The organism is Maridesulfovibrio sp. FT414, from assembly GCF_050916235.1.
Classification (GTDB): Bacteria; Desulfobacterota; Desulfovibrionia; order Desulfovibrionales; family Desulfovibrionaceae; genus Maridesulfovibrio.
In genome coordinates, this window is record NZ_CP104854.1 from 2,751,613 (window position 1) to 2,776,660 (window position 25,048).

Consider the following 25,048-nt stretch of genomic DNA (forward strand, 5'->3'; position numbering starts at 1 on the left):
CTTTTTGCTAGAGGTAAAATATATGGATTATTTTTTTCTTGAAGGTGAAATTCCCAATTGTGATCCGCAGAAGGCTGCGGTCCATGTAATCCCCGCGCCGCTGGAGACCTCCGTTTCCTATGGAGGCGGAACCGCAGCCGGTCCTGCTGCTATTCTTGAGGCTTCCACCCAGCTTGAACTCTGGAACGGTCGTTCATGTCCGGCAGAGGCGGGGATTTATACTGCACCGGTCACGGACTGTTCCAGTTCCACCGAGTCCGCGCTGGATTCCATTGAAAGTGCGACCGCTTTTGCAGTTGAATGCGGGGCTGTTCCCATGGTTCTGGGCGGGGAACATACCGTTACGCTTGGTGCGTTGCGGGCCCTGAAAAAGAAGCACGGCACTTTCGGAATTGTCCAGTTTGATGCCCACGCCGACCTGCGCTCCAGTTACGAGGGAGATCCGCTCAGCCATGCCTGTGTTATGCGCAGGGCGGTTGACGATCTCGGGCTGCCGGTTTTCCAGCTCGGTGTACGCGCTCTGTGCCTTGAGGAAGTGGAATTCCGCAAGGAGACTTCTTCAGTATGGCACATCGACGCCCGTGAGTTTTATTTGAAGGGAATCCCCGTAGAGCTTCTTCCTGCTGATTTCCCTGAGAGGATTTATATTTCGTTTGACGTGGACGGGCTTGATCCCTCTGTTATCCGGGCAACTGGAACCCCGGTTCCCGGCGGCATCGGCTGGCATGACGCTCTGACCCTGATTGAGAAGGCCGTGTCTGGTCGCAAGGTCATCGGCGCGGACGTTGTCGAGCTTGCACCGCAGGAAGGAGATCATGCATCGGATTTCGCGGCAACCCAGCTTGCTTATGAACTCATAGGATGCTGTGTGTACGGAATGCGCTAGCAGCCGAATTCTCCGTTTGAACTGATAGGGACCGGACTTGTTATGAGTCCGGTCCTTTTTATTTTATACAGAATGTTGTTTTCAGGCTTGATGAGCCTATTTTATTATTATGATACGCTTGTTACGAGTGTGCGGTGTTGATTTAAGGAACTGGTTTTAATTGTGACTTATTACTTGTTTTGTTTCTGGTGACTTTATTGTGGTTAGAATAGTGGCGGTCTGCAGGTGAGGGTCGATTGTAATTGTATCGTGTGCTAATGTATTGGTGAAAGCTGGTTTGAACAGCATTTTTTGGGTTTTATAGATATATGTAAAGTAGTTCATGTGGGTGAATGCTTTTTATTGTGCGGCAAAATGTTTAGATCATGTACTTTACTGTAATGCTATGGTTTTATCGCGGAAGTTGCCGAATTGAATGACTGGGGGGGCGATGCGAGAATTTTATGATGGCAAGTCAGTGCGGCTGACCATTCTATTGATTCTGCTGATCAGCCTTGTTGGAATTGTCGGTGGATTCAAGCTTTATTTTGATTCTCTGGACAGGCTTTCAGAAGAGAATTTGAAGCAAAGGGTATTTGTCTCATTGGAGATTGAGGCCGAACGACAGCAGGAAATGCTGGAGGAATATTCTTTTTGGGATGAGGCTTATGAAAAGATTATTTCCTCTCTGGATTGGCACTGGATAAAGCTCAATACAGGCGATTATCTTATCAACAAACTCGGAATTGATTTCTCAATGGGAGTCCTGCCTGACGGTTCACTGGCTTATGTTGCAGCCAAAGACTCCGCAGCGAGTATGAAGTATGCCTCTCTGCTTGAAGGCGGACTGGATAATGTTCTTGAAGCTTCGCGAAACAGCATTTCGACGCAAGGCATTGTTAGCGGCTATGTAGCACTGGACGGTGATGTATATCTTATCAGTGCGGGGCCTTTCATTGATGAGTCTACGGCAGAACCCCGGCCGGATTTTGCCTATCTGATATTAGGTCGGAAGCTTGATTCCGGGTTTTTGCAGTATGTTTCAAATAAGTACAAGCTGCCTGATCTCGTCTTCAGCACACAGTGTGATGCTTCAGGGAATGTGCTGTCTTTGATTGGTCAGGACGGAAAGTTCCTCGGATGTCTTGTGTGGGAACGATACAGACCGAGTCTGGATATACTTCCGAGGCTGGTTGTAATTGTATTCGCTTTTTATGCTGTGACTGTATGCCTGTGCTGGACTTTTTTGCGCCGCGAAGCCATGAGTATCAAGGAAGAGGAAGAGAAACTGTACTTCATGGCCACCAAGGATTACCTGACGGGAATCAGCAACAGGCGTCATGTGATGACGCTTGGGCAGCGAATGCTTTCCACTCACCGAAAGTGCGGGCGCAGGTTGTCGGTACTGCTCTTGGATATAGACTGTTTCAAGGCCATTAACGATGAGTATGGACACGAAATTGGCGATAAGGCACTCAGTTATTTTGCTCAGGTGTGTGCTAAGAAACTGCGTTCTTCCGATCTTTTTGGTCGTTTCGGCGGTGAAGAGTTTATTGCTGTTCTCCATGATACGGATTCCCTGCAGGCTATGGAAGTTACTGAACGAATTCGCAGTGCTGTTGAGAGTGCGTACGCAGACACAACAGGTACGATCCCCGACATGACGGTCAGTATCGGCGTTGCAACTGATGCTGTGGATACTGATTTTGAAGGAATCATCAAGAATGCGGATCAGGCCCTCTATCAGGCCAAGTCTACCGGACGTAATAGAGTGGTGCTGTTCGATCCGGACAATTCGTAAAAGGGTCTGAGTTGAACCGATGACGGGTGAAATTGAGATAAAGATAATGGGCTTGCGATGCTTGTCGTAAGTCCTTTTTTTGATTTGGTGTGGGAGAGCTGAGGGGAAATGAACGTTGTCTCCGGTGAATGTCGTGCTGAATCCTGAACATTCTATATTTGATCTGTTGGGAAAAACAGTGGACATGTTTTCCCGTATATTCTGAAAAAACACTTGGCTTATCGGTCAAATGTTATTAGGGGAAAAATATGGAGTCAACAGGATGATAAAATCACAAGGCCATTACACAGCAAGAGCGCGTGTAATGAAAGCAATGGCGCATCCCTCTCGGCTGATGATGGTGGATGAGCTTTCCAGGGGGGAACGTTGCGTTTGTGATCTTCAAGAGCTTGTTGGCCACGATATGTCTACCGTTTCCAAACATTTAACGGTGTTAAAGAAGGCCGGTCTTGTTGAGGATGAACGACGTGGAAAACAGGTTTTCTATCGCTTGAAAGTTCCATGTATTATTAATTTTTTTCATTGCGTGGAATCTGTGATTAAAGCTAACAACGGTTGATTTTTTTTTGTGAAAACAATTGGCTAAAACGCCAAATGAAAAGTGTGCATTTCTCTGTCGGAGGAGTCTCTGAAATCAGCAGGGGACTCTTTTATAACTCTCTATTCGGTATGCCTGTGATGACAGCCAGACATGCAGGATAGAGATAAACCATCTAACCGCTCCAAGGAGTAAACAGTGAAGATTCAAGTTATGGGACCCGGCTGTCCCAAATGTGCTAAGACCGAACAGATTGTGAAGGAAGCTGTTGCCGAGGCAGCCGTTACTGCGGAAGTTGTCAAGGTTTCTGACTTTCAAGAAATTGCTTCATTCGGAGTCTTCACGACACCTGCTGTGGCAATTGACGGTGAAGTAAAGATTGCTGGGAAAGTTCCAAGCAAAAATGAAGTTTTAAGCTGGTTGAAATAGCGGTTCAAAGGAGTTTTGAAAATGTCTGATTGTTCATGCGGATGCGGTGCTGCACCCAAATTTGTGTTTTCATGTTCAGGTTCTGCCGATGTTGGGGAAGTGGCTGATCAGGCTGCAAGAGAGCTCTCCCGCCAGGGAAAAATCAAAATGTTCTGCCTCGCAGGAATCGGGGGGAGAATTTCAGGAATGGTGAAAAGTACTGAGGCCTCAGATCAGATAATAGCCATTGACGGCTGTCCCCTGAATTGCGCACGCAACACATTGGAACAAGCCGGTTTTTCTGAATTCGATCATATCGAGCTTCATGCTCTTGGCTTTAAAAAAGGGGAATCTCCTGTTTCGCAGGAAAGTATCAATGCAGTTGTTGAAGAAGTAACCAAGCTCATCAAAGGATGAAAGGCATGCTAAGACATCTCGCTATTCTTACCTGCTGTATTTTGCTTGTGAGTGCCGCTTACCCAGCAGTGTCAGCCGAGACCACAGCACAGTACGACCATGTATCCGCTTTGGATTTAATTTCCGGAAAACCGCAGCAGCTCCCGATTAAAGGGATGGTTACAATGGTAGATCTCGGTGCGCACTCGTGTATTCCTTGCAAAATGATGACTCCAATAATTGAAGCATTGTCCAAAGAATACGAAGGAAGAGCTGTAATTGCATTTATTGATGTGTGGGAGCACCGGGAAGAAGGCTCTAAGTACGGTATAAGCTCAATCCCTACGCAGATATTCTATGATGCTAGCGGGAAAGAACAGTATCGGCATGTAGGCTTTATGGATAAGAATAGTATCGTTGCAAAACTGTCCGAACTTGGTGTCAAATAGATTCATGCTGGAACAGATTTTCATAACTGTAAATCATTGGATGGACGGCGGGGTTCTGGTCGGAGCGTTGGGATGCTTTCTTTGGGGCATGGTCAGCGTTCTGTTCAGTCCCTGCCACCTCGCTTCAATTCCCTTAATTGTGGGGTATGTGGCCGGGCAGGATAAGATAATAGAGGGACGTCAGGCATCATTATACGCGATTCTATTTACCTCCGGTTTGTTCATTACTATCGCATTCATCGGCATAGTCTGCTCCTTTCTTGGGCGAATGTTGGGAGATATAGGCTCCTACTGGACTATCGTGGTCGGGATGATACTGTTGTGGGTTGCTCTGGATATGCTTGGCGTGTCCAACTGCTCCATTTCAGGTGGATTGATGGCAAAACTGAAAGTGAAAGGAATGCTCGGGGCATTTATTATCGGGCTTGCCTATGGGGTTTTATCCGGTTCATGCACTTTCGGTTTTATCGCACCAGTTTTAGCAATAATAACAGTGCAAAAGAAGATAATTATAGGTGTTATCTTCATAATTCTTTTTGGAATGGGCCATTGTCTGCCTATTGCAGTTGCCGGTAGCTCTGCTGCTACGGTAAGAAAAATAATAACAAATTCGACCTGGCAGCGTGGCGGGATACTATTTCGCAGGCTAGCCGGGGGAATGATAGGTCTCCTTGCGATATATTTTATCGTACAACCTTTTATGACAGTGTCATAAATCAATCCGGCTAATCAATTTTTCAGTTCGGTACTTGAATCAGCGGTTGGAAATTTGATCAGTCGGGCTTCTGCCCCTTTGTTCGGTGTAGACCCGTGTAGACCCCGTTTAACGCAAAACTCATTACAACAAAAAAAGGATCGTATAGCTTACAAGCTAACCGATCCTTTTACTTAAGAACATTTCATGGTGGAGCTGAGGAGAATTGAACTCCTGGCCTCTTGAATGCCATTCAAGCGCTCTCCCAACTGAGCTACAGCCCCACTCGCTGTGAAGAATGTGTTTATAGAATAGTCAGTCTGCTGTCAACCGGCAGGCCTAGATTTTGATTAAATTTGTTTCCACTATTAAAATAAACCCGCACTGTTATGCTGAATAGTCGGGGGACTCTGCAGAATCATGGTGGCATTACGTATTGCGCAACTACTTCACGCGGCTCAGGGTTCCCCTGCCGCCGAAGAAGGGGGCCCATACATATCGGTAGGAATTGAGATCGACCGGGCTGTGCTGATTCATCTTGTGCAGGAGGCTGCTCTTCCGTGTTTTGATTTATCTCGAACAGCGAAGGGGCTTTTTGTTCAAAAATCTGATTATGATCTTCTGGATGCTTTTTTTAGGTTAATTAGGCTGTTAGAGCATCCCGAGCGGATACATATGCTGGCACCAATGATCATTCGGGAAATATATTACCTTTTGCTTATAGGTCCTAGCGGTGACAATTTAAGTTTGTTCCATATGCTGGGGTATAAAAGCAGTCAAATTGCGCAGGCAATAAGAAGTGGATCTATTTAACTGGACCACTCAGCGGCGTTTTTAAGGTGGACAGTTTAACAAGTTATGCCGCCTTGCGAGTGTCCAGATGGGGTACTCCATCTGGGGCGTTGCCCTTTTGATATATCTCCATTGGCTTCTTGCCGTCAAAAGCAAAATGCGGACGATGGTTGTTGTAGAAGTCAAACCACCTTGCCAAAGATTGTCGCAACTCGCTTCCAGACAAGAATTCACGTAGATAGACGCATTCATATTTTACTGAACGCCATAAGCGTTCGATCATCACGTTATCCATCCAGCGTCCACGGCCATCCATGGAGATTTGGACTCCTGTATCTCGCAGTGTTTTAGTGAATTCGTAGCTGGTAAACTGACTCCCTTGATCAGTGTTGAAGATTTCGGGGACACCGTATCTGTTCATTGCATCCTCAAGAGCGGCGACGCAGAAATCCGCATCCATGGTGTTGGATATTCGCCAAGACAAAACAGACCGGCTATGCCAATCCATGATTGCAACAAGATACAGGAAGCCTTTTTTCATCGGAATATAGGTTATATCAGAGCACCAAACATGATTTGGTCTGGAAATTTCTAAATTACGCAGCAAGTACGGATAAATCTTGTGCTCAGGATGTTTCTGACTGGTTCTGGGCTTCTGAAAAACAGCCATTAATCCCATCCGGCGCATAAGTCTTTTTACCCGGCCTCTTCCGACTTGATGTCCTTCATCTCGAAGCATATTGCGCATCTGCCGAGTCCCAAGAAATGGATAGTCCATAAACAACTCGTCAATCCGTTTCATCAGTGACAGGTTATATTCGGATTCTCCGATGGGCTGGTAGTAATATGTTGAGCGTTGCAAACCAAGAATGTTGCACTGTCGCCGAATGCTGAGACACGGATGCCCTTTGTCGACGACTTCACGCCTTCGTTCTGTGCTCAAATTTTTACGAAGGCTTGCTGCAAAAAATCTTTTTCGACCGTCAATTGCCCGATTTTGGCGTGCAATTCCTTTATCTGTTCAGCATTATCTTGTTGGACTGTATTTTTTTTGCCGGAAAACATGTCGACAAGCCCTTCCTTGGCCTGCTTCTTCCATTTCGAAATCTGGTTGGCATGAACGCCATACTTGGTGGACAATTCGGTAAGGGTATATTCACCAGACAAAGCGTCAAGTGCTACACGGGCTTTGAACTCTGCGGAAAAGGTTCTTTTCTTCTTGGACATGAAACAGCCTCCTTGGGCTCTTATATGTCCACCTTAAAACGTGGTCCAGTTTTGTGGACCCACTTCTATATCTATTCTCGGCAATCAGCTGGAGAAACCTTTTAGTATCGAAGAAATTGCAGGACAATTGAATATGGCTTCTTCGACTTTTCATAGGCATTTTAAGAAAGCTACTAATATGAGTCCATTGCAGTATTTAAAGAGACTGCGCCTTCATGAAGCCCAAAAACTGATGCTTACTGAAGGTTTTAATTCAGGAAGAGCCTGCGCGGCTGTCGGCTATGAGAGTATCAGCCAGTTTAACCGTGAGTATAAACGTCTTTTCGGAGCTCCTCCCCGTAAGGACATTATTAAACACAAAGTCAATGTGTAGAGGGCGCTGGATATTCACTCCAGGTGATTTTTCAGTATATTTAAATTTAAAGTGGAGGCTATTATGAATAAACAATCAATTATGGGTGTTAAGGAAGCAATTTCGGGTAGGCACAGTGTGCGTTCTTTCATTCCGAAGAGTGTGAGTGATGAAGACATTGATGCATTGATTAATGCAGCCCGGTTAGCTCCATCAAGTCTGAACTCGCAGCCTTGGCGTTTTAAGGTCGTTCGGGACAAAGAGATACTGAAAAAGTTCGGTGAGAAAAATATATCCAGAACCCAATCATGGTTGGCTGATGCCGGGGCAATAATCGTTTGTTGTGCAGATGTTGCTGGCTATGTCAAAGATTCGCAGGCAAGTGCTTTTTTCTATCGTGATAATGAGCTGATAACAGGCGATACAATGGATGGCATCGAAGATTATGTTGAGCGTGAATCCTCAGCAGACAGGGCGGCAAAATTCGGGGCAGCCGCGATGAATGTTGGAATTTCCATTTCTTTTATGATGCTTAGAGCAATGGAGTTAGGACTGGGAACCTGTTGGGTGGGAATGTACAATGAGCAGGAAGTGAAAAAAATGCTGAATATTGATAATGAAATCAGGATAGTAAGCTTGCTGGCTGTTGGGTATCCTGCTGAAGGGCAGCCTCATGAACACAATCGCAAAGATGTGAGTGAGATTTTACTGCCTTAGTTGCGTTATGACCATGTTTTTGCCTCTAGCCCGCAGACCATGAAATAGTGAAGTCTGGAGCATGTGGATCGTGGGTCTCCATGCGTGGTGGCTTAGCGCGGATTAAAGTGTGCATCATAAAAAAGGCCTTACGTTATATTGACGTAAGGCCTTGGGTCATCATGATCGCAGCAAGGAGGAGTTGGACCTCCAGCTGTGAGCTTCCAAAACCGTGTATTAGAGGTATACCGAATAAAATTATGGAATAACTTTTGCAAAGGGGGATTTTCCCGAATTTTTCGAGTGTTGGGGTGTAAATGTCCCCCTCCACCGTGTCGTCCATGTAATTAGTTGGGAGCAGTCAAGTTGGTCCAGGTGTGAATGTTTCTGGTGTTGAGTTGATTGGAACTCAGTTTGTATATTGACCGTCTGTTTTGAGAACAGTCGGTCAAATTTATTTTCTAGTTCCCGGCATCGTCGCCGCTAATTGCATTGAAGCCACATTCGGATTCGCATGCACCGCAGTCGGTGCAGTTGTCATTTATTTCGTAATAATTTTTACCAGAGGCGTGGAAGATTGCATCTGAAGGACAAGCACTTTGACATGCTCCACAAAACTGGCATTCATCGGGATCAATTGTATGCATTTTTTTCTCCTTAAAAATTACAATAATGATAAAATATCTATTTGTTGATGTGTGATTCAGGTGAAAGTATTTACACTTTGCGACATTGAGGTGTCAAGAGATAGGGTTGTGTCGTCTAACAAAAAAATAGGGGTCTACTCTTATGTCTAACAAGTCTCTAAAATAACGTATTTTATTGGTGTGGGAGCTACTCTTCAATCGGGCTGTATGTTCTAACCGAAGCGATATCTTCCCAGTTGTAGTAAGTGTTGACGCTTACGCCCTCTTTTTCTTCTGTGATTCTGATGAAATCATCTCCGAGGAAAAGAGTTGCTGACTGATAGGTTGGACCTTCATTTATTTGGATTTTAAGATTTTTTCTTAGCTTACGCGACAAAGTTCCGTGTAACGGCATTGAGGCATATTCGAAAATTTTTTCAAGGGTTCCTTTTTGCATTGTCTACTCTCTGGTTGCATGTTTATGAAAAAGTAAAAGTAGAATATCTATTTATCTTGTCGTTAGCAATGATATTTACAAAAAAGTCTATTGCTGTCAGTTTTTATAGGGATGTGTTGTAGGCTTATGACATTTGTAGACTTAATAAAAATATGCAGGCTGTGAATGAGATCCAAGTTTATCCTGCTGGATTGGTCGGGGGTGAAAATGCGTGGTTTAGATATCTGGTTGGAAAATAAGAGCAAATTTTAAGGTTGTACCAGTGTGAATGGTAAAGCGTTTTCTCCAATTGAGTTTCTACCAACTAAAAAAGGCCTTACGTAGTATTTACGTAAGGCCTTCTTCGTTCTCGGTGGTCGGAGCAGGAGGATTTGAACCCCCGGCATCTTGCTCCCAAAGCAAGCGCGCTACCAGACTGCGCCATGCTCCGACTTGTTTGTGCAGAAAGGGGAGATACTTGATATGAAAGCGGTTTGCAAGCTTAAAATTAATTTATTTTATTCCAGCTTGTTATCATGACTGTTTTTATCAGTATTTCCGCTGATTCTCCTTACTTGTATACTCCATCTATTTTGCAGCCGCAATACTTGCACATGCCGTGCTCCAGCCCTACGTTGGTCATGTCAAATCCGAACCGTTTGATGATCTCAGCCTTGCAGGACGGGCAGAAACTAGTGGAGTGCTCGTTGCCTGGCACATTGCCAACGTAAACATACTCCAGCCCTGCATCGACTCCGATTTTGCGCGCAAGACTCAGGGCCTGCATGGGGGTTACCGGGCAATCCTGCATTTTGTAGTCCGGATGGAAACGCGATATGTGCCACGGAACCTCTTCTCCCAGCTCATCAGCGATGAAGGCAGCCAGTTGCTTAAGTTCGTCCGGCGAATCGTTTTTTCCGGGAATGAGCAGGGTGGTTATTTCAATCCACCAGCCGTTCTTTTTCATGTGCTTGATGTTTTCCAGCACCGGACTTAGACGACCCGAGCATATTTCCCGGTAAAAATCGTCATTGAAGGCCTTGAGGTCTATGTTGGCGGCATCAATGAGGCCGGTCAGCTCTTCAATGCATTCCGGGCTCTGGAAACCGTTGGAAACCATAATGTTTTTCAGACCGTTACCATGCGCCAGACGGGCGGTATCCTGCATAAGCTCGAAAAAGATGGTCGGTTCCGAGTAGGTGAAGGATATGGAATCGCAGTTGTGGGCGATGGCCGCTTCCACTATAGTCTGCGGTGTTACCTTCTGGCCGGTTATCTGCCTTCCGGTTTTCGGGTGCTGGGATAGGGATGCATTCTGGCAGAATGTGCAGCCGAAGTTGCAGCCCTGCGTTCCCAGTGAAAATGTGCTTGTTCCGGGCAGGAAGTGGTAGAGCGGTTTTTTCTCCACCGGATCGATGTTTATGGCGGCGACCAGTTCGTAGGTCTTGGTCATCAGCTCGCCGTCAACATTCTGCCGGACCCCGCATTTGCCGTGCGCGGACGGTTCAATTATGCAGAAGTAACTGCACAGGCGGCATTGCACCTTGTTTTCTTTAAGTTTTTTCCAGAGTCTCGCTGGATGAAGCATGTCAGTATCCTAAGGTTTGATTTCCGGGACCACGAAAATCGGTCCAACGGACTGGTTTTCGTCTTCCTCTTTCTTCCTGGGCTTTGTGCTCATGGTGTTGGATTTTTTGTCTGATTTGATAGTTATTTCAGTATTATCAACATCAGTTCCAAACTTAATCGGCTTGCGCTCCTTGGCGGTATCCTTGTTGATGAATTTGGTTCCGGCGTATGCGGACCCGGCCATGGAAAGTGCCACGATAATAATCAGCGTTGTGAAAGTTTTCTTGTACATGGATTTCCTCCGTGTCATAATATAAGCTGTTATTGATTTTGTTGCAAACTGTAGTCCTTTTTATTGCGGATCCGGGGAAAGGGCGGGGATGTTTCTTGAACTCTTTGCGGATTCAGCATATACAGTCCGTTCTTAGAGACTGTTAGGAGATAATAATATGGCAAGTCGTTCTGATGCATACAAGGCCGCCGGTGTTGATATCGATGCGGCCAATGATTTTATAGGCCGCATCAAGGGAATGGTGGGTTCCACCTTCACCAAAGGCGTGGTCACCGATATCGGCGGGTTCGGCGGGCTGTTCAAGCTTGATCTTACCCAGATGGAAGAGCCTGTTCTCGTTGCCGGAACCGACGGCGTGGGAACCAAGCTCAAACTCGCTTTTGCTGTCGACAAGCACGATACCATCGGTATCGACCTTGTGGCCATGAGCGTGAACGATATCCTTGTTCAGGGTGCAAAACCCCTGTTCTTCCTCGATTACTTCGCAACCGGCAAGCTGGAAACAGGCGTGGCCGAAGAAGTTATTGCAGGGATTGTGGAAGGCTGCAAGATTTCCGGCTGTGCGCTGCTCGGCGGTGAAACTGCGGAAATGCCCGGATTCTACGCTGACGGCGAGTACGATCTTTCCGGCTTCTGTGTAGGTATCGTGGACAACACAAAAATCGTTGACGGTTCATCCATCACCATCGGTGATTCAATCATCGGTCTGGAATCCTCCGGGGTCCATTCCAATGGTTATTCGCTGGTGCGCAAGCTTTTTGACGAGTCCGGCCTCAAGGCAGACGACCTTCTTCCCGGCACCGACCAGAAGATTGGCGAAGCCCTGATGACCCCTACCAGAATCTATGTTGATGCCGTGCGCAACATTTCCCGCGATATCGAGATCAAGGGAATGGTTCACGTTACCGGCGGCGGTTTTTACGACAACCTGCCCCGCATCCTGCCCAAGCAGGTAACCGCGGAAATCAATTTCGGTTCCTGGGAAGTTCTGCCGGTGTTCAACTGGCTTAAGGAACAGGGCAACCTGAGCTGGCCTGAAATGCTCCAGATCTTCAACTCCGGTATCGGCTACATCCTCGTGGTGTCCAAAGACCGCGAAGAAGATGTGTTGAACCGTCTTTCCGGCATGAAGCTCAATGCCTGGAAGATCGGCGAAATTACCGCCCGCGACGGAGATTCCGAACAGGTCGACGTCAAATTCTAGTTTGTTGATACTGAATAAAAAAAATCCCCCGGAACGTGACGCTTCGGGGGATTTTTTTCGTCCTGTTGATTTCATCAACGGATGAACCGGTGTAATGTCTTATGTCATGTCCCGCAAAAAGTGCGGTAGACCTTTTCAGACGGCTCCGGCGGATTCCGGTATTCATCGAAGTCTGTGCGTTCTGCGTAGGGAAGACGGATTGCTTCAAGCAATCTGTCGGTAACACTGTAATCTCCGTGTTCCACTGCGGCGGAGATGGCCTGCTCAACCCGGTGGTTGCGCGCAATTACGGCAGGATTGCATCCGTTCATGATCTGTGCCGCCTTGTCCGGGGCGATGCCCTGCCGGTTCAGCTCTTTGCGCCAATCTATAAGCCATTTTCCCACTTCGTCTTTTCCGGAAAATCCAGAAAGGAATGTTTCGGGCGTATTTTCAACCGCAGAACTCAGCTTGCGGAAAGTCAGGGTGAAGTCTGATTTTCCCTGCTGCATTATTTCCAGCAGCCTGTTCAACAGCTCTATCGAAATGTCCTCATGGCTGGAAAAACCGATTTTCCTGCACATATCAGCAAAGTAATGCTGCTTGAATATGTCCTTGAACCCATCAATGATGCTTTGGGCTGCTTCCCTGGCAGTGTCTTCATTTTCGTGCAGCAGCGGCAGCAGGCAACCGGCAAAGGAAGCCATGTTCCACTGGGCAATGGCTGGTTGGCGTCCAAAAGCGTATCGTCCGTATGTGTCAATGGAACTGAAGACCGTAGACGGGTCATAGCTGTCCATAAAGGCGCAGGGCCCGTAATCTATGGTTTCGCCCGAAACCGTCGTATTGTCAGTATTCATGACCCCGTGGATAAAGCCGACGCTCATCCATCTGGCGACAAGGGCAGCCTGAGCCGCACAGACTTTATCCAGCAGGGCGGCGTATGGTTCGGCTGTTTCGGTCAACTCAGGGTAATGCCGCTCGATTGCGTAGTCCGTGAGGATTTTGAGGGCTTCGTGGTCGCTGCGTGATGCAAAGTATTCGAATGTTCCTACCCGTATATGGCTAGCAGCAACGCGGGTAAGCACGGCACCCGGGAGTTCCTCTTCCCGGAAAACCTTCTCTCCGGTGCTGACCATGGCCAATGCTCTGGTGGTGGGGATTCCCAGCCGGTACATGGCTTCACTTATGATATATTCACGGATCACCGGGCCAAGGGGCGACAGCCCGTCCCCGTTTCTGGAGAATCTGGTCCGGCCCGAGCCCTTCAACTGAATATCAAAACGCTTTCCAGTGCTGTTGACATATTCCCCGAGCAGCACGGCGCGTCCGTCCCCCAGCCGGGGCACGAAATGCCCGAACTGATGTCCGGCATAAACCAGCGCGACTGGATCGCAGCCTTCAGGAAGTTCATTACCTGAGAACAGTTCGGCCATGGCCGAGTCTGTTTCCGGCAGCGGGAATTCCATGCTCGCGGCCAGCTCCCGGTTTACACGGATCAACCCCGGATTTTTAACCCTGACCGGGGTGATCCGCTCATAGAACCGTTCAGGCAGTCTGGAGTATGTGTTGTCAAAGGGCATTACCCGTATTCCGCCTATTTTTTCTTCCAGCTGCCGTTTGCACTTTGGATGAACCATCCTGCAGGAGCCCGTTTCTGCCAGACTTCGGCAAAAATGGTTTTGACCTTATCAATCTCGCTGCCGGGAATATTCATGGAGGCGGCGACTTCCTCATAAAGCTGTTCACGGGTGTTGTTGTCCTGCGATACAAGGCGGCGCAATAGTGCCGTGTCTTTGAGGTTCAGGCCGTCTGTGTTGATTATTTCAAGGAAGCCTTCTTTGTTGATGCCGATGTTCCCTGCGTTGTAGTAGGGGACCAGTTGCTGGTGGTCGTCGGAAATTGTTTTCTTGAGGCCGCGAATGGCGGAATTGGACTGGTTCAGGCTTTCAATATCCGATTCGGTTACAGGTCCGGCATGGGCTGATGCAGGGCTTGCGAACGCAACAAGGATTTCAAGGGCAGACTGCTCGTCCTTACCTTTTTCTTTTGTCGGGGGCGTTCCGTAGACGTCTTCAACTATGTCTTCAGCGGCCTTTTCGACTTTGGCTGCCGGGAAGTAGATGTTTACGGTAACGCAGGCCACAAAACTGAGCAGGGATAAAAATGCCATGATGCGGGCTGATTTTTTAAGCATTCAGGACTCCTAAAAGTTTAGTTTTTAATTCCCGAGAACCCGTTTAACCCTCTTGAGCATGTCGGAGAATCTGATCAGGTTTTCAGGGTTGCTGTTGATGACGTTGATGCCGAAAAGAGGCGGTCGTTTGATAATGTACTCGATTCCATCATCCCTGATCAAGCCTCGTATCCTGAACATGTCGTTATCCAGTGTACACTCCAGTCCCAGACCCGCGTAGCCGAAGGCCTTGAAGAACTGTGAAAACACTCCCACGCTGGTTCCGGTCAACCCGGATCCGGTCCCGATGACCGAGAGCGTGTTGACGGCTTTAAGGCTGATGTCCCGGTCGGAATCAGATCCCGGCGTTGTTTCGGCGTGGAGCTCGAACCGGGCAGGCTGATCGTAGGCGATGACCAGATCGTTGAGGTCAAGGTCCACGCGTCCGGTAATGCGCCCGATATCGAGAGCCCTGCTGATCGGCTCCAGGTCCAGATTGTGGAATTCGAAGTCTGCTCCGTACTGGCGGGAACTCTCGAAAGGGTTTTCGGCATACATTTCTGAAATACTCATCTGCCCGCCGTAAACATTGCCCCCAAGGCTGCCGCTGGTGGAGAGGTGTTCCTTGATCAGCCAGAAACTCAAATCTCCGCCAAGCTGTCCTTCGATAGGCAGTGATGGTGGTGAAAGAGGCAGAAGGTTTACGGATTCAGCTTTCAGTCTGCCATGCAGCAGGAAGTCTTTGCTGAAGGGATTCTTCATGCTGAGTTCGGAAAGCTGAACAGTTCCTCCTTCCAATGCTATTTCCGGTATTGTTCCAAATTCAATTGCATTGGACGATACGGTCACAGGGATCAAAAGGTCACTGATTGTCATGGGGCCGGATCTGATCTTCTGCAGGTGTATCCTGCCGGGGGATGGGACGGTAAGATCCGGGTCGGTCCGGGGATGCATGCTGCCATCAAGGCTGAGGACAAAGGGGAGCATGGATTCCACTCCGGCAACGGTCAGAATGTCCGAGGAGAATCCTCCCTGCGCGAGGTTCAGTGTGCCGGTGATGCGGGTTCCATTTCGTTGTCCGTTGACAGAACAGTCTATGTCCATCTGCCCGGTTGCGGAAATATCTCCAAGAGATAGCGGGTCAACGGCGAAAAGTTTGAAAGCGGATTTCAGGTTGTCGGTCCGCAGTTTTGCTCCTGCTGTATAGTCAAATTTGCCATCGGTATAGTCGGCGGTTCCCTGACTCTGCATACGGAAAATTCCTTTCCAGTCCAGATTAAGCTTTGCGGCAATGGATTGTTTATTTGCGGGAAAATCCGAATTGAACAGGACTTTGAAAGGATGGCGGGCAAAATCCATGTAGAAGGTATCGTAGAGTGCTTCTCCCTTATTTACGGAAAAGTTTCCTGCAATGCTGGTAAAATCAAGGGGGGCAGTTGCGTTTACATACCCTGTTACACCATCAAGAAGCACCTTGTCGTCCGGAGATGCAGCTGAAAGCCCATTGAAAAGCAGTTCCAGATCTGCATGCGGAGTTGACTTCAGTCCTGCAAGCTTGAGTGTAAGCCCTAGTTCCCCAGCTTTGTCCCAGTTTTTGAATCCTTCCAGATATGCTCCGGCCAGAGTCTCCAGCAGCGGCAGGGGATCGGGGAAGGAGGCTGTCACAGTTCCCCCTTTCTCTGGCGAGTACTCCAGATCGGCGCGTATCTCCGGCAGGTTGCTCACTCGCAGGACGAGGTCCTTGAACTCAGCAGTGCCGGATAGAGTGTTTAGATGTCCGCGTCCTGTTATCTCTACGTCCGGGGTATTCACTCCGAGAGCTTCATGACTGATTCCCAGCCTGTTCAGCTTTATATGCAGGCTGTCCAGCGAAAGGCCGCCGTCTTCAAGCCTCAGCAGCGTATCCACAAATACGGGCCCGCTTGAGATAGGGCTCTCGGTGTTGATGTACTCGCCCTTGAACCTGAAATCCGTGTTCCGTATATGGCTGATACTGCCCTTGAGCTTTCCATAGATACCGGTTTGCGGAAGTGCTACAGCGAATTCCCAGCCCATGCTGAAGTTGTCACGCCCGGCAGGGACAGATGCCTGCAAAGAAGTGCAGAGCAGTAGCATGAGCATGGCGAAGGCCGACAGGAAACGGATAATCATTTATTGAATATACACTTGGCCCGATGTGAACACAAAAGAAAAAGACCGTAGTATATTCAAGATACTACGGTCCAAAAACACAGAGTGGTATTCTGCAGGTCTTTACAGTCTTGCGGCTAATCATCTCCCAGATACGGGTTGAAGTACCCGAATCCGATCCACGGACATTCCGTCTTGATGCGCTTGCGGAAGTTCACGAATCCCATTCCGGGTCCGAATTCGTACGGCTCCATAAGTTCCATGTACAGGTCCGGGTCGATGTTCAGGTTGCGCAGCTGGATGAAGTCCAGTTTACTTTCTTTCGCGATCTCGGTAAGCGCGCCGACTTCGAATTCGGTATCGCTTATTCCCGGGAAAAACAGGTAGTTCAGGGAAACATGCAGTCCTAGTTCCTTGGCCTTGTAGATGGTGGCCACCACGTCGGAGAATTTGTAACCCTTGGGACGGTAGTAGGCGTTGTAAACCGGCTCGCGCATGGAGTTCAGGCTGACTCTTATGGATGTCAGCCCGGCTTCTGCCAGAGGCTCCATGGCCTCGGTTATGGAACCGTTGGTGTTGATATTTACAGTTCCCTTGCCGCCTTCAGCACGGTATCTGCGGATGGCTTCGGTCAAAAGGACGTGCTCGGTAAGCGGCTCGCCTTCGCAGCCCTGTCCGAATGAAAATATGGGTCTGCGTTCACGCTTGGCGTGGTAGTGCATGATTTCGGTGATTTCATCGGCAGTGGGCGTAAATTTGATTCGTTCCTGAGTGGACGGGAAACCGGAATCCTCAGGCTGTTCGGAAATACAGCCGATGCAGCGGGCGTTACAGGTCCGCGAGGTGGGGAGTGGGGCTTCATAGCGTCCCAGCGCGAGGTTTTTGGCAGCCGGGCATCCGTAAGTCATGGCACAGCCTGCCAGATGACGGACAAGGCGGTTTTCGGGCATCTCCTTCATCATCCGCTGGGCACCGGCATCAATCTTCTGGCACGGAATTTTGGTGAATACCTGACGCTTGTCTTCATCCACCTGTTTGGCGGTAATCCAGAACCGTCCGTTGGCATATCCCACGGCCCCGTATGCGAACATGGGCAGTACGGGCGCGTCTTCACCGTTGGCGTAGGCGGCCAGACCGGTAAGGGTGTGACCCGGACAGGCAAAGGCTGCAACGGCAATTCCGTCCACCTCCTCGACTTCTCCGGTTTCGGGGTTGAGGCCGATGGGGTAGCGGCCGGGCAGCAGGAAATATTCGCTGTCCGGGGGCAGGGGCATGTATTCCTCCGGCTTGGGCTGTGCAAGCTCGTCACCGCGACGGCACATCATTTCAAGTTCCGGGTGGTCGTATATGTTTCCGTCTTTGTCTGCAAAAACAAGAAGCGGGCGTGGTTTCTTTTTGGTTGCCATTTTTTTATATGTCCTCGGTATACCTCCGGCGGCCCTCCGGGGGCTTAAACCCTTTTATTAAGGCTTCGCCGTTGGCGTGTTCTATTTTCAATCAATGAAATATGGTTTTACTGCCTTAGCTTTGAAAAAAATTATCCTGCGGTCACTTTTGCAAGCAATAACATGAACCTGAGGGTTTCCAAAGGCCCACTAGCCGTTAGGCGAGAAGCTTCGCTTCGAGCCTTACGGATATGGAGAGCAGAGATGGCTTAGCTCCTTTGGCCGCCGGCGGCGAAACCAGATTGCTAAAAGCGCAAAGCGCATCAAAATCAGCCCCGCAGGGCTGCCGGAGGCGAAGCACACCATGTAAAATCTTCGCGTTAAGGCTTTGGAATTGTCGCGATCAGGGTTGTGCCTTTTTCCTTGGACGTTGTAAACGAAATATCCCCGCCAGATGCTCTGGCAATGAGCCGTGCGCTGTAAGTTCCTAACCCTGTTCCGTTTTTCTTGCCGTATGTTGTGTAGCGGTCGAAGAAATTATTGCGGATGGAAACGGGAATTTCTCCATGGTTATGGATTTCGGTTCTTATGTAACCGTCTTCTTCCTTGATGGTGATGCTTATCCTGGAGTGTGAAGGTGCCGCTTCAGCTGCATTTTTGAGCAGGTTGGAGAACATGGTGATGATAAGCGCGGCCTCTCCGAAGCAAACAATGGAACTTTCCTCCTGCATCGGTTCACCGTCGCACATGCTGACAATTTCGAGTTGTTTATCGTTAACAAGCTGGCTGAGGTCGCCAACTGCTGCGCTTATCGCAGTGTAAAGGTTGAAAGGATATGCGTCCGGCTTGAGTGAGCCTGTTTCCAGCCGGATCAGGGTCAGCGAAGTGTCGATCTGCCGGATCATGCGTTCGCTGGTTTCCCGTAGTATCCGGGCAATGGGCAGAAATTCATCATTCAGGCCAGCTTCCGTTTCAAGGATACGGGACATGCCTACTATGGTGGCGGTTGGCGAGCGCAGGTCGTGCCGGGTGATGCGTTCCATTTCTTCCCTGAACTGCATCTGCCGGCGCTGGTCTGTAGTGTCAATGGCCAGCAGCATGAATACCGAAGGTGCAACCTGCTCTATGGTCAGATCCCAGTAACGGTCGTAAGCGGGTACCGAATTCAGGGAGTGGATGCGGTAGGCATCGATATCGGTGAAAAGGTTGTTGCGCACCTCATCGGAAAGGGCGGAAAGGAACGGTGCTTCGTCAGTGTAATCAAGGTCCTGCAGTTTGTCCTGCGCCGGTTTATTGGCAAATAAGGGCTTCAGGGATTTTTCGCAGAACAGTATGGCAGGGAATGGCAGACTCTTCAGGATCAGGTCATAGATTCTACCGTCCGCTTCGGTTCTCTTTTTTTGTGCGGTCAGCTTCATGAAGCTGTCAATGGTATCCAGAAATTTTTTTTTGGATGCAGAAGCAGGCACGAAAGAGACGTTGTTGAATTCAAGGAGCGGTTCGAAATAAGCAGGGTTGGCGGTATCGATTACAAGCAGGGCTTGTGCTTCCGGGTTGATTTCCCGGATGCTTTGAAACGTCGCAGCGACATCTTCCTGCTCAGCAAGAATAAGCAGGTCCGGCTGCTGGCTGGCGTAAGCGAAAATGGTGTCCCGCGGAGTCCGGGCTACGGAAACTGCGTGCCCCTGTCTGTGAAGTTCGGGAATAAGGGAATGGTTCAGCGGAATTTTTCCGGTGATCAGGATGGTCATTGCGGAATTGTCATCGGTACGGCATTCAGGCATCGTTATATTACCATCGCTTGAGGCGGTTGATTCCTGTAGTGGATTAAGATGCTTAGGCCGTGCGCGGCAACTGGTAGAAGCTGTTGGCCCAGCGGGTTGCATCGTAATAGCATTTTGAAACCATGATCGGATCTAGCCCCAGCTCTTCGAGAATAAATTCAAGGTTGTCCCAGTCCGCGTTCTCAAAGAAGGCCACCAGCTCAAGATACCTGTTGTAGAGGTTGTCTTCTCCGCAGAGTGCTTCGCAGATTTCCTCTTCCAGGGGAAGATACATGGTCAGCTTACGCATGGGCATGTCGAACATGGCACCCAGCAGGGAGAAAAGCCCGAGCAGGAACATCGAGTCCGGGTTGAGCCCTTTTCCCGAATTGGCAGAAACCATGTGCAGAAATCTTGCGCGCTGTGTTGCGAGCTGCGGGAGTTCCAGACTTTTTTCTTTCGGAGTCAGGTCGGTCAAGAGGATTACCCGCAGCCAGTTTTTGAGCATCTTCCATCCGGCAAGAACAATCGCCTGCCTGATTGAGCTGATCTTCTGGGAAAATCCGAAAGTCGGGGAGTTGAGAAGGGTTAACAGTCGATAGCTGATGGAAACATCATTCTGTAAAGCTTCGGCCAGTGCGTCAAAGTCCGGGGTCGGTGATTCGATAAGCTTCAGCAGTTTGAGCTTTACGGTTTCACCTGAACGGAGTTTGCGGCCTTTGATGTTTTCCGGCTTCTTGAAAAAGAAGCCCTGAAAAAAATTGAAACCCAGTTCCTGAGCCATGGTGAACTGGCTCATGTTCTCGACCCGCTTGGCTATGAGCTTGGTATCCCACTCTCTGCACAGGTTGCAGATTTTTTCTAGCTTGGATCTGTCGGTGGAGAGAATGTCCACGATGATGGCATCTGCGTAGGCGATGAGGAATTCTCCCTGCGGGCGTCCTTCGAAGTCGTCCAGGGCGATTGAATATCCATCCTGTAAAAGTTCCTGAAGGGCCTTGACCAGATTGGGGGTTGGGGGAGTGGTTTCAGGAATCTGGACCACGGTTTTCCCTGCGGGGAGAGAATAGGGAATTTTATCGATAATCGATTTATGTGAGAAATTGACTACCAGTTTGACATTGTCAGGAACGTCTTTACCCGGTGCGGCGCAGAGGTCGGCAGCAACCCTGAGCGTGGCCTTGTAGCCATCGGAGATCACGGCGCTGGTTGCCTGACTGCTATCGCGAAAAAGCAGCTCATATCCCCACACGGAGTGGTCGGACATGAGGATGGGTTGCCGGGCAAAGAATATTTTGTCGTAGAGCAGGTCTTTCTTGGGAGTCATCTGGTTGTTTCCATTACATGGTCAATTACTAAGCTTTTTTAGTAAGATATAATTTTATCTTTTGAATAGCCAGTCATTAGCGAAATGATGATTGCACTAACGTCCTGCCGTTGATGGATAAAATTATGGATTGCGCCAATCTTCGACCCCTGTATTTCTGTATAAGCTGTTTTGCCGATTGAGACAATGGTCGATTGTGGGTTCGGGATGTAGGGCGGAGCAGTTCTGGAGATCAGATAAACAAAAAAGGCGGAACCGCTTGAAGCGGCTCCGCCATAAGAGCATGCGATATTTCGCAGTACAGCTTAACGCTTGGAGTACTGGTACTTTGCACGTGCGCCGGGCTGACCGTATTTTTTACGCTCTTTCTTACGAGCGTCACGGGTCAGGAGACCAGCACGTTTGAGGATAGGACGAAGTTCAGGATCCATTTCGATGAGAGCGCGGGAGATACCGTGTCTCACAGCCTGAGCCTGACCTGCAACACCTCCGCCGTCAGCGTTGACTTTGATGTCGAACTTGCCGAGGGTTTTGGTGAGTTTGAGGGGCTGCTGTACAATCATCTGCAGGGTCTTACGGGGAAAGTATTCTTCGTAAGGCTTACCGTTGACGAGGATTGCGCCACTACCCTGATAGATGCGGGTGCGTGCAACAGCATTTTTTCTTCTGCCAGTAGCGTAGTTGAAATCATTGCTCATAATATTGCTCCACCCTTAATTAAAATTCCATGTTCTTGGGCTGCTGTGCAGTGTGCGGATGATCGGTGCCGGCGTAAACTTTCAGCTTTTTGATCATCTGTCTGCCAAGACGGTTTTTGGGCAGCATGCCGCGAACAGCAGTCTGAATAACTACATCAGGCTTTTTCTCCAGCATAACCTTGAGGGTTCTGGATTTCAAACCACCGGGGTGGTTGGTGTGCTTGTAGTAGTTTTTCTGTTCCAGCTTGTTGCCGGTAACTTTGATCTTGTCTGCGTTAAGAACAACTACGAAGTCGCCGGTGTCAACATGAGGGGTGAACATAGCTTTGTCTTTTCCTCTGAGTTTGTTGGCGATCTGAGTTGCCAGGCGTCCAAGAACCATATCTTTTGCATCGATCACGTACCATTCGCGAGCGATGTCTTCTTCCTTGGGAATATATGTTTTCATTAGAAATGCTCCTTACGTGAAATCTGGGAAGGGGACTTATACATGCCGTGACCGTTAGCTGTCAAGTCTAATATTCCACCTTTTCCAGATCTAGGACTCTGCAACGATTTTCTTGAGCGTTGCGAATGCGTTTTCAATTCCTTCGGGGTTGGTGCCGCCGGCCTGAGCCATGTCGGGCCTGCCGCCACCACCGCCGCCTACCTCTGCTGCAACGGGTTTGATCAGATCACCGGCCTTGAATCTATCGTGCAAGTCCTTGGTCACGGCGATGATCAGGGAAACTTTTTTGTCGTCGACCTCAGCAACCAGACAGAAGATTCCGGAATCCATCTTGGATCTCAGGGCATCAGCCTGATCGCGCAGGGCTTTGACAGTAGTAACGTCGAGTTTGGCTGCGAGCACTTTAACTCCGCCAATCTCTTCTACGGAACTCATAAGGTCCGCGCCTGCTCCGGATGCCAATTTTGACTGAAGCTGGTCATTGGCCCGGGTCAGTTCTTTCACCTGAGCCTGCAGTGCCGCAATTCTGTCGGCCACCTGCCCGGGTGCTGCTTTGAGCATTACGGAAGACTTTGCAAGTTCTTCACGCTGCTCCTGCAGGAATTTGAGAGTGTTCCATCCCGTTGCGGCTTCGATGCGGCGGATACCCGCAGCGACTCCGGACTCGGAAAGGATCACGAAAGTACCGGCTTCACCGGTGGCCTTGAGGTGTGTTCCCCCACAAAGCTCCATGGATTCGCCAGGAATTTCAACAACTCTGACTTTGTCTCCGTACTTTTCGCCGAAGAGTGCGGTCGCTCCCTTAGCGGTAGCTTCCTTGGCACCCATCTCCTGAACGTCCACTCTGGTGTCGGTCAGTATAGCACGGTTCACTTCATTTTCAACCTCTGCGATCTCCTGAGGAGTCATGGCTGCAATGTGAGTGAAGTCAAAGCGCAGTCTGTCAGGTCCCACCAGTGACCCGGACTGCTTTACGTGGTCGCCCAGCACCTTTCTGAGTGCAGCGTGGAGCAGGTGCGTAACGGTGTGGTTACGTTCTGTTGCTGCTCTGGAAGCAGGGTCGACCTCAAGCTTGGCTTCCTGATCGAGGAGCAGTTCGCCTTCGCTTACGAAAATTTTGCATGCGGTAAGTTCGGGGGAAGCCTTTACGGTTTCCAGTACGTCTGCATTACCGGTCATGGTGCCAACGGCACCGGAATCACCCATCTGGCCACCGGATTCACCATAGAAGGGGGTTGCGGCGGTAATCATCCAGCCGCCCTTGCCCTGAGTGATGCGGTTGAGGTGTTCACCCTCTTCGGAAAGAAGGTTCACGATCCGTGACTCGGTGGTCAGTTCGGAATAACCGGTGAAACTGTTCTTGAGACCAGCCTCAAGCACCTGACGGAAAACAGTGGCGGTGTCTTTTTCACCGGAACCTTTCCATGCCGCCTTGGCGCGGTCCTTCTGTTCTTTCATGGCTGCGTTGAAACCGAGCTCGTCAACGGTGAAGCCTTTTTTCTCGGCCACGTCGTTGATGATATCCAGGGGGAAGCCGAAGGTATCGTAGAGCTTGAAGGCGGTTTCACCGGAAATGATGTTCTTGCCTTCCTTGGTGAGCTCTTCCATCTCGTCTTCGAGAATGAGCAGGCCCTTGTCGAGGGTCTGGCTGAAGCGCTCTTCCTCTTCGCGCACCATGCGGGCCATGAAGTCCTTGTTGTCGTTCAGTTCGGGGAACTGTCCGCCCATCTGGTCAACCACCATGCGGGTGGTTTCGTGCAGGAACGGATCAGTAAGCCCGAGCAGGCGACCGAAGCGGAAAGCGCGGCGGATGAGGCGGCGCAGTACGTATCCGCGGCCCTCGTTGGAGGGCAGAATCTGATCGGTGATCAGGAAAGCTATGGAGCGGGAGTGGTCCGCAATTACCTGCAGTGCGGTATCGATCTCGGTGTCTTCCTTGTACTTCACGCCGGCCTTTTTGGCCACGGCCTGAATCATGGGCTGGAAGAGGTCGGTCTCGAAGTTGGACTGCACGCCCTGGCATACTGCGGTTATGCGCTCAAGGCCCATGCCGGTATCAATGGAGGGACGGGGCAGGGGCACGCGTGCGCCTGTTTCGTCCTGATCGTACTGCATGAAAACGAGGTTCCAGATTTCGAGGAATCTGTCACAGTCGCATTTGCCGATACCGCAGTTCGGGCCGCAGGTCATGTCTTCGCCCTGATCGATGTGCACTTCGGAACAGGGACCGCAGGGGCCGGTATCACCCATGGACCAGAAGTTGTCCTTCTCGCCAAGGCGGTAGATGCGCTCGGCGGGAAAGTTGACTACTTTCTGCCAGAGTTCGTTAGCTTCGTCGTCATCTTTATAAATGGTGACGTAAAGTTTTTCTTTGGGCAGCCCGAGTTCTTCAGTGAGAAATTCCCAGCAGAATCTGATGGCGTCTTCCTTGAAGTAGTCGCCGAAGGAGAAGTTGCCGAGCATTTCAAAGAAAGTGTGGTGACGAGCAGTACGTCCCACGTTTTCAAGGTCGTTGTGTTTTCCGCCCACGCGCAGACATTTCTGGGAAGTGGTGGCGCGTACATAATCCCTCTGTTCCTGACCGAGGAAGGTCTTTTTGAACTGAACCATGCCTGCGTTGGTGAAGAGCAGGGAGGGGTCGTCTTTGGGAATAAGGGAGGAACTGTCAACAACGGTGTGACCTTTCTCTTCGAAATACTTGAGGAATCTTTCTCTGATCTCACTGGCCTTCATGAGCTGTCTCCGTAAAAAATATATTGCCGACGGTGCTTCCACCGACGTTTTGAACAGGAACCCG

The 25,048-nt window shown here is 49.4% G+C and carries 25 protein-coding genes and 2 tRNA genes; 11 read left to right on the top strand and 16 right to left on the bottom strand.

Annotated elements, in window-relative coordinates; genetic code table 11:
- The first annotated feature begins 22 nt into the window (after positions 1–22).
- The 7 genes from speB to N7E73_RS12220 all read left to right on the top strand — a co-directional run bounded on the left by speB (position 23) and on the right by N7E73_RS12220 (position 5,172).
- Positions 23–886 carry an agmatinase gene (speB, locus tag N7E73_RS12190; RefSeq protein WP_432735035.1) on the top strand — a complete coding sequence of 288 codons (864 nt, stop codon included), beginning with the start codon at positions 23–25 and terminating at the stop codon, positions 884–886.
- Positions 887–1,316: 430 nt separating this feature from the next.
- Positions 1,317–2,666 carry a sensor domain-containing diguanylate cyclase gene (locus N7E73_RS12195; protein WP_432735036.1) on the top strand — a complete coding sequence of 450 codons (1,350 nt, stop codon included), beginning with the start codon at positions 1,317–1,319 and terminating at the stop codon, positions 2,664–2,666.
- A gap of 262 nt (positions 2,667–2,928) precedes the next feature.
- Positions 2,929–3,225 carry an ArsR/SmtB family transcription factor gene (locus N7E73_RS12200; RefSeq protein ID WP_432735037.1) on the top strand — a complete coding sequence of 99 codons (297 nt, stop codon included), beginning with the start codon at positions 2,929–2,931 and terminating at the stop codon, positions 3,223–3,225.
- Positions 3,226–3,402: 177 nt separating this feature from the next.
- Positions 3,403–3,633, top strand: coding sequence for a thioredoxin family protein (locus N7E73_RS12205; RefSeq protein WP_432735038.1), 231 nt, complete (start codon positions 3,403–3,405; stop codon positions 3,631–3,633).
- Positions 3,634–3,654: 21 nt separating this feature from the next.
- A complete protein-coding gene (locus N7E73_RS12210) occupies positions 3,655–4,029 on the top strand; it encodes a putative zinc-binding protein (protein ID WP_432735039.1) in 375 nt (124 codons plus the stop codon).
- Positions 4,030–4,034: 5 nt separating this feature from the next.
- The gene (locus N7E73_RS12215; RefSeq protein ID WP_432735040.1) at positions 4,035–4,457 is read left to right on the top strand and encodes a thioredoxin family protein; all 423 of its coding nucleotides are present in this window, start codon (positions 4,035–4,037) and stop codon (positions 4,455–4,457) included.
- Between the two features lie 4 nt (positions 4,458–4,461).
- A complete protein-coding gene (locus tag N7E73_RS12220) occupies positions 4,462–5,172 on the top strand; it encodes a cytochrome c biogenesis CcdA family protein (protein ID WP_432735041.1) in 711 nt (236 codons plus the stop codon).
- A gap of 187 nt (positions 5,173–5,359) precedes the next feature.
- On the opposite strand, the gene N7E73_RS12225 is transcribed toward N7E73_RS12220, so the two are convergent.
- A tRNA-Ala gene (locus tag N7E73_RS12225) sits at positions 5,360–5,435 on the bottom strand.
- A gap of 136 nt (positions 5,436–5,571) precedes the next feature.
- On the opposite strand from N7E73_RS12225, the gene N7E73_RS12230 reads away from it, so the two are divergent.
- A complete protein-coding gene (locus tag N7E73_RS12230) occupies positions 5,572–5,964 on the top strand; it encodes an AraC family transcriptional regulator (RefSeq protein WP_432735042.1) in 393 nt (130 codons plus the stop codon).
- 43 nt (positions 5,965–6,007) lie between these two features.
- Here the strand turns inward: N7E73_RS12230 and N7E73_RS12235 are convergent.
- Positions 6,008–7,170, bottom strand: a protein-coding gene (locus tag N7E73_RS12235) for an IS3 family transposase (RefSeq protein WP_432734827.1) whose coding sequence is annotated in 2 segments (ribosomal slippage) — positions 6,008–6,892 and positions 6,895–7,170 — 1,161 coding nt in all. Because the reading frame shifts where the segments join, the coding sequence is not laid out codon by codon here.
- Between the two features lie 40 nt (positions 7,171–7,210).
- Between N7E73_RS12235 and N7E73_RS12240 the strand changes: the two genes are divergently transcribed.
- A complete protein-coding gene (locus N7E73_RS12240) occupies positions 7,211–7,543 on the top strand; it encodes a helix-turn-helix transcriptional regulator (RefSeq protein ID WP_432735043.1) in 333 nt (110 codons plus the stop codon).
- 63 nt (positions 7,544–7,606) lie between these two features.
- A complete protein-coding gene (locus tag N7E73_RS12245) occupies positions 7,607–8,239 on the top strand; it encodes a nitroreductase family protein (RefSeq protein ID WP_432735044.1) in 633 nt (210 codons plus the stop codon).
- A 440-nt stretch (positions 8,240–8,679) separates the two neighbouring features.
- On the opposite strand, the gene N7E73_RS12250 is transcribed toward N7E73_RS12245, so the two are convergent.
- From N7E73_RS12250 to N7E73_RS12270, 5 genes are all read right to left on the bottom strand, one after another.
- Entirely contained in the window at positions 8,680–8,865 is a 186-nt protein-coding gene (locus tag N7E73_RS12250) for an ATP-binding protein (RefSeq protein ID WP_432735045.1), read from the bottom strand.
- A 187-nt stretch (positions 8,866–9,052) separates the two neighbouring features.
- A complete protein-coding gene (locus tag N7E73_RS12255) occupies positions 9,053–9,301 on the bottom strand; it encodes a hypothetical protein (protein WP_432735046.1) in 249 nt (82 codons plus the stop codon).
- A 353-nt stretch (positions 9,302–9,654) separates the two neighbouring features.
- A tRNA-Pro gene (locus N7E73_RS12260) sits at positions 9,655–9,731 on the bottom strand.
- A 120-nt stretch (positions 9,732–9,851) separates the two neighbouring features.
- Complete coding sequence (gene amrS, locus N7E73_RS12265; RefSeq protein WP_432735047.1) at positions 9,852–10,868, bottom strand: AmmeMemoRadiSam system radical SAM enzyme; 1,017 nt, start codon at positions 10,866–10,868, stop codon at positions 9,852–9,854.
- Positions 10,869–10,877: 9 nt separating this feature from the next.
- The gene (locus tag N7E73_RS12270) at positions 10,878–11,141 is read right to left on the bottom strand and encodes a hypothetical protein (RefSeq protein ID WP_432735048.1); all 264 of its coding nucleotides are present in this window, start codon (positions 11,139–11,141) and stop codon (positions 10,878–10,880) included.
- Positions 11,142–11,298: 157 nt separating this feature from the next.
- Between N7E73_RS12270 and purM the strand changes: the two genes are divergently transcribed.
- The gene (gene purM, locus N7E73_RS12275; RefSeq protein ID WP_432735049.1) at positions 11,299–12,345 is read left to right on the top strand and encodes a phosphoribosylformylglycinamidine cyclo-ligase; all 1,047 of its coding nucleotides are present in this window, start codon (positions 11,299–11,301) and stop codon (positions 12,343–12,345) included.
- A 104-nt stretch (positions 12,346–12,449) separates the two neighbouring features.
- Here purM and N7E73_RS12280 read toward each other — a convergent pair whose 3' ends face one another.
- The 9 genes from N7E73_RS12280 to alaS form a co-directional block, all read right to left on the bottom strand.
- Entirely contained in the window at positions 12,450–13,907 is a 1,458-nt protein-coding gene (locus N7E73_RS12280; protein WP_432735050.1) for a protein adenylyltransferase SelO, read from the bottom strand.
- Between the two features lie 14 nt (positions 13,908–13,921).
- Positions 13,922–14,521, bottom strand: a complete 600-nt coding sequence (locus N7E73_RS12285; protein WP_432735051.1) for a DUF1318 domain-containing protein — start codon at positions 14,519–14,521, stop codon at positions 13,922–13,924.
- Between the two features lie 24 nt (positions 14,522–14,545).
- The gene (locus N7E73_RS12290) at positions 14,546–16,651 is read right to left on the bottom strand and encodes a hypothetical protein (protein ID WP_432735052.1); all 2,106 of its coding nucleotides are present in this window, start codon (positions 16,649–16,651) and stop codon (positions 14,546–14,548) included.
- A 116-nt stretch (positions 16,652–16,767) separates the two neighbouring features.
- Positions 16,768–18,036, bottom strand: a complete 1,269-nt coding sequence (locus N7E73_RS12295) for a radical SAM protein (RefSeq protein ID WP_432735054.1) — start codon at positions 18,034–18,036, stop codon at positions 16,768–16,770.
- 359 nt (positions 18,037–18,395) lie between these two features.
- Complete coding sequence (locus tag N7E73_RS12300) at positions 18,396–19,799, bottom strand: sensor histidine kinase (protein ID WP_432735055.1); 1,404 nt, start codon at positions 19,797–19,799, stop codon at positions 18,396–18,398.
- A 52-nt stretch (positions 19,800–19,851) separates the two neighbouring features.
- On the bottom strand, positions 19,852–21,105 hold the full coding sequence (locus N7E73_RS12305; protein WP_432735056.1) for an EAL and HDOD domain-containing protein: 1,254 nt from the start codon (positions 21,103–21,105) through the stop codon (positions 19,852–19,854).
- 305 nt (positions 21,106–21,410) lie between these two features.
- Positions 21,411–21,803 (bottom strand): 30S ribosomal protein S9, encoded by a 393-nt coding sequence (gene rpsI, locus N7E73_RS12310; RefSeq protein WP_432735057.1) that lies wholly within the window; start codon positions 21,801–21,803, stop codon positions 21,411–21,413.
- Positions 21,804–21,822: 19 nt separating this feature from the next.
- Complete coding sequence (gene rplM, locus N7E73_RS12315; protein ID WP_432735058.1) at positions 21,823–22,251, bottom strand: 50S ribosomal protein L13; 429 nt, start codon at positions 22,249–22,251, stop codon at positions 21,823–21,825.
- 90 nt (positions 22,252–22,341) lie between these two features.
- On the bottom strand, positions 22,342–24,984 hold the full coding sequence (alaS, locus tag N7E73_RS12320) for an alanine--tRNA ligase (RefSeq protein ID WP_432735059.1): 2,643 nt from the start codon (positions 24,982–24,984) through the stop codon (positions 22,342–22,344).
- Positions 24,985–25,048 lie beyond the last annotated feature (64 nt).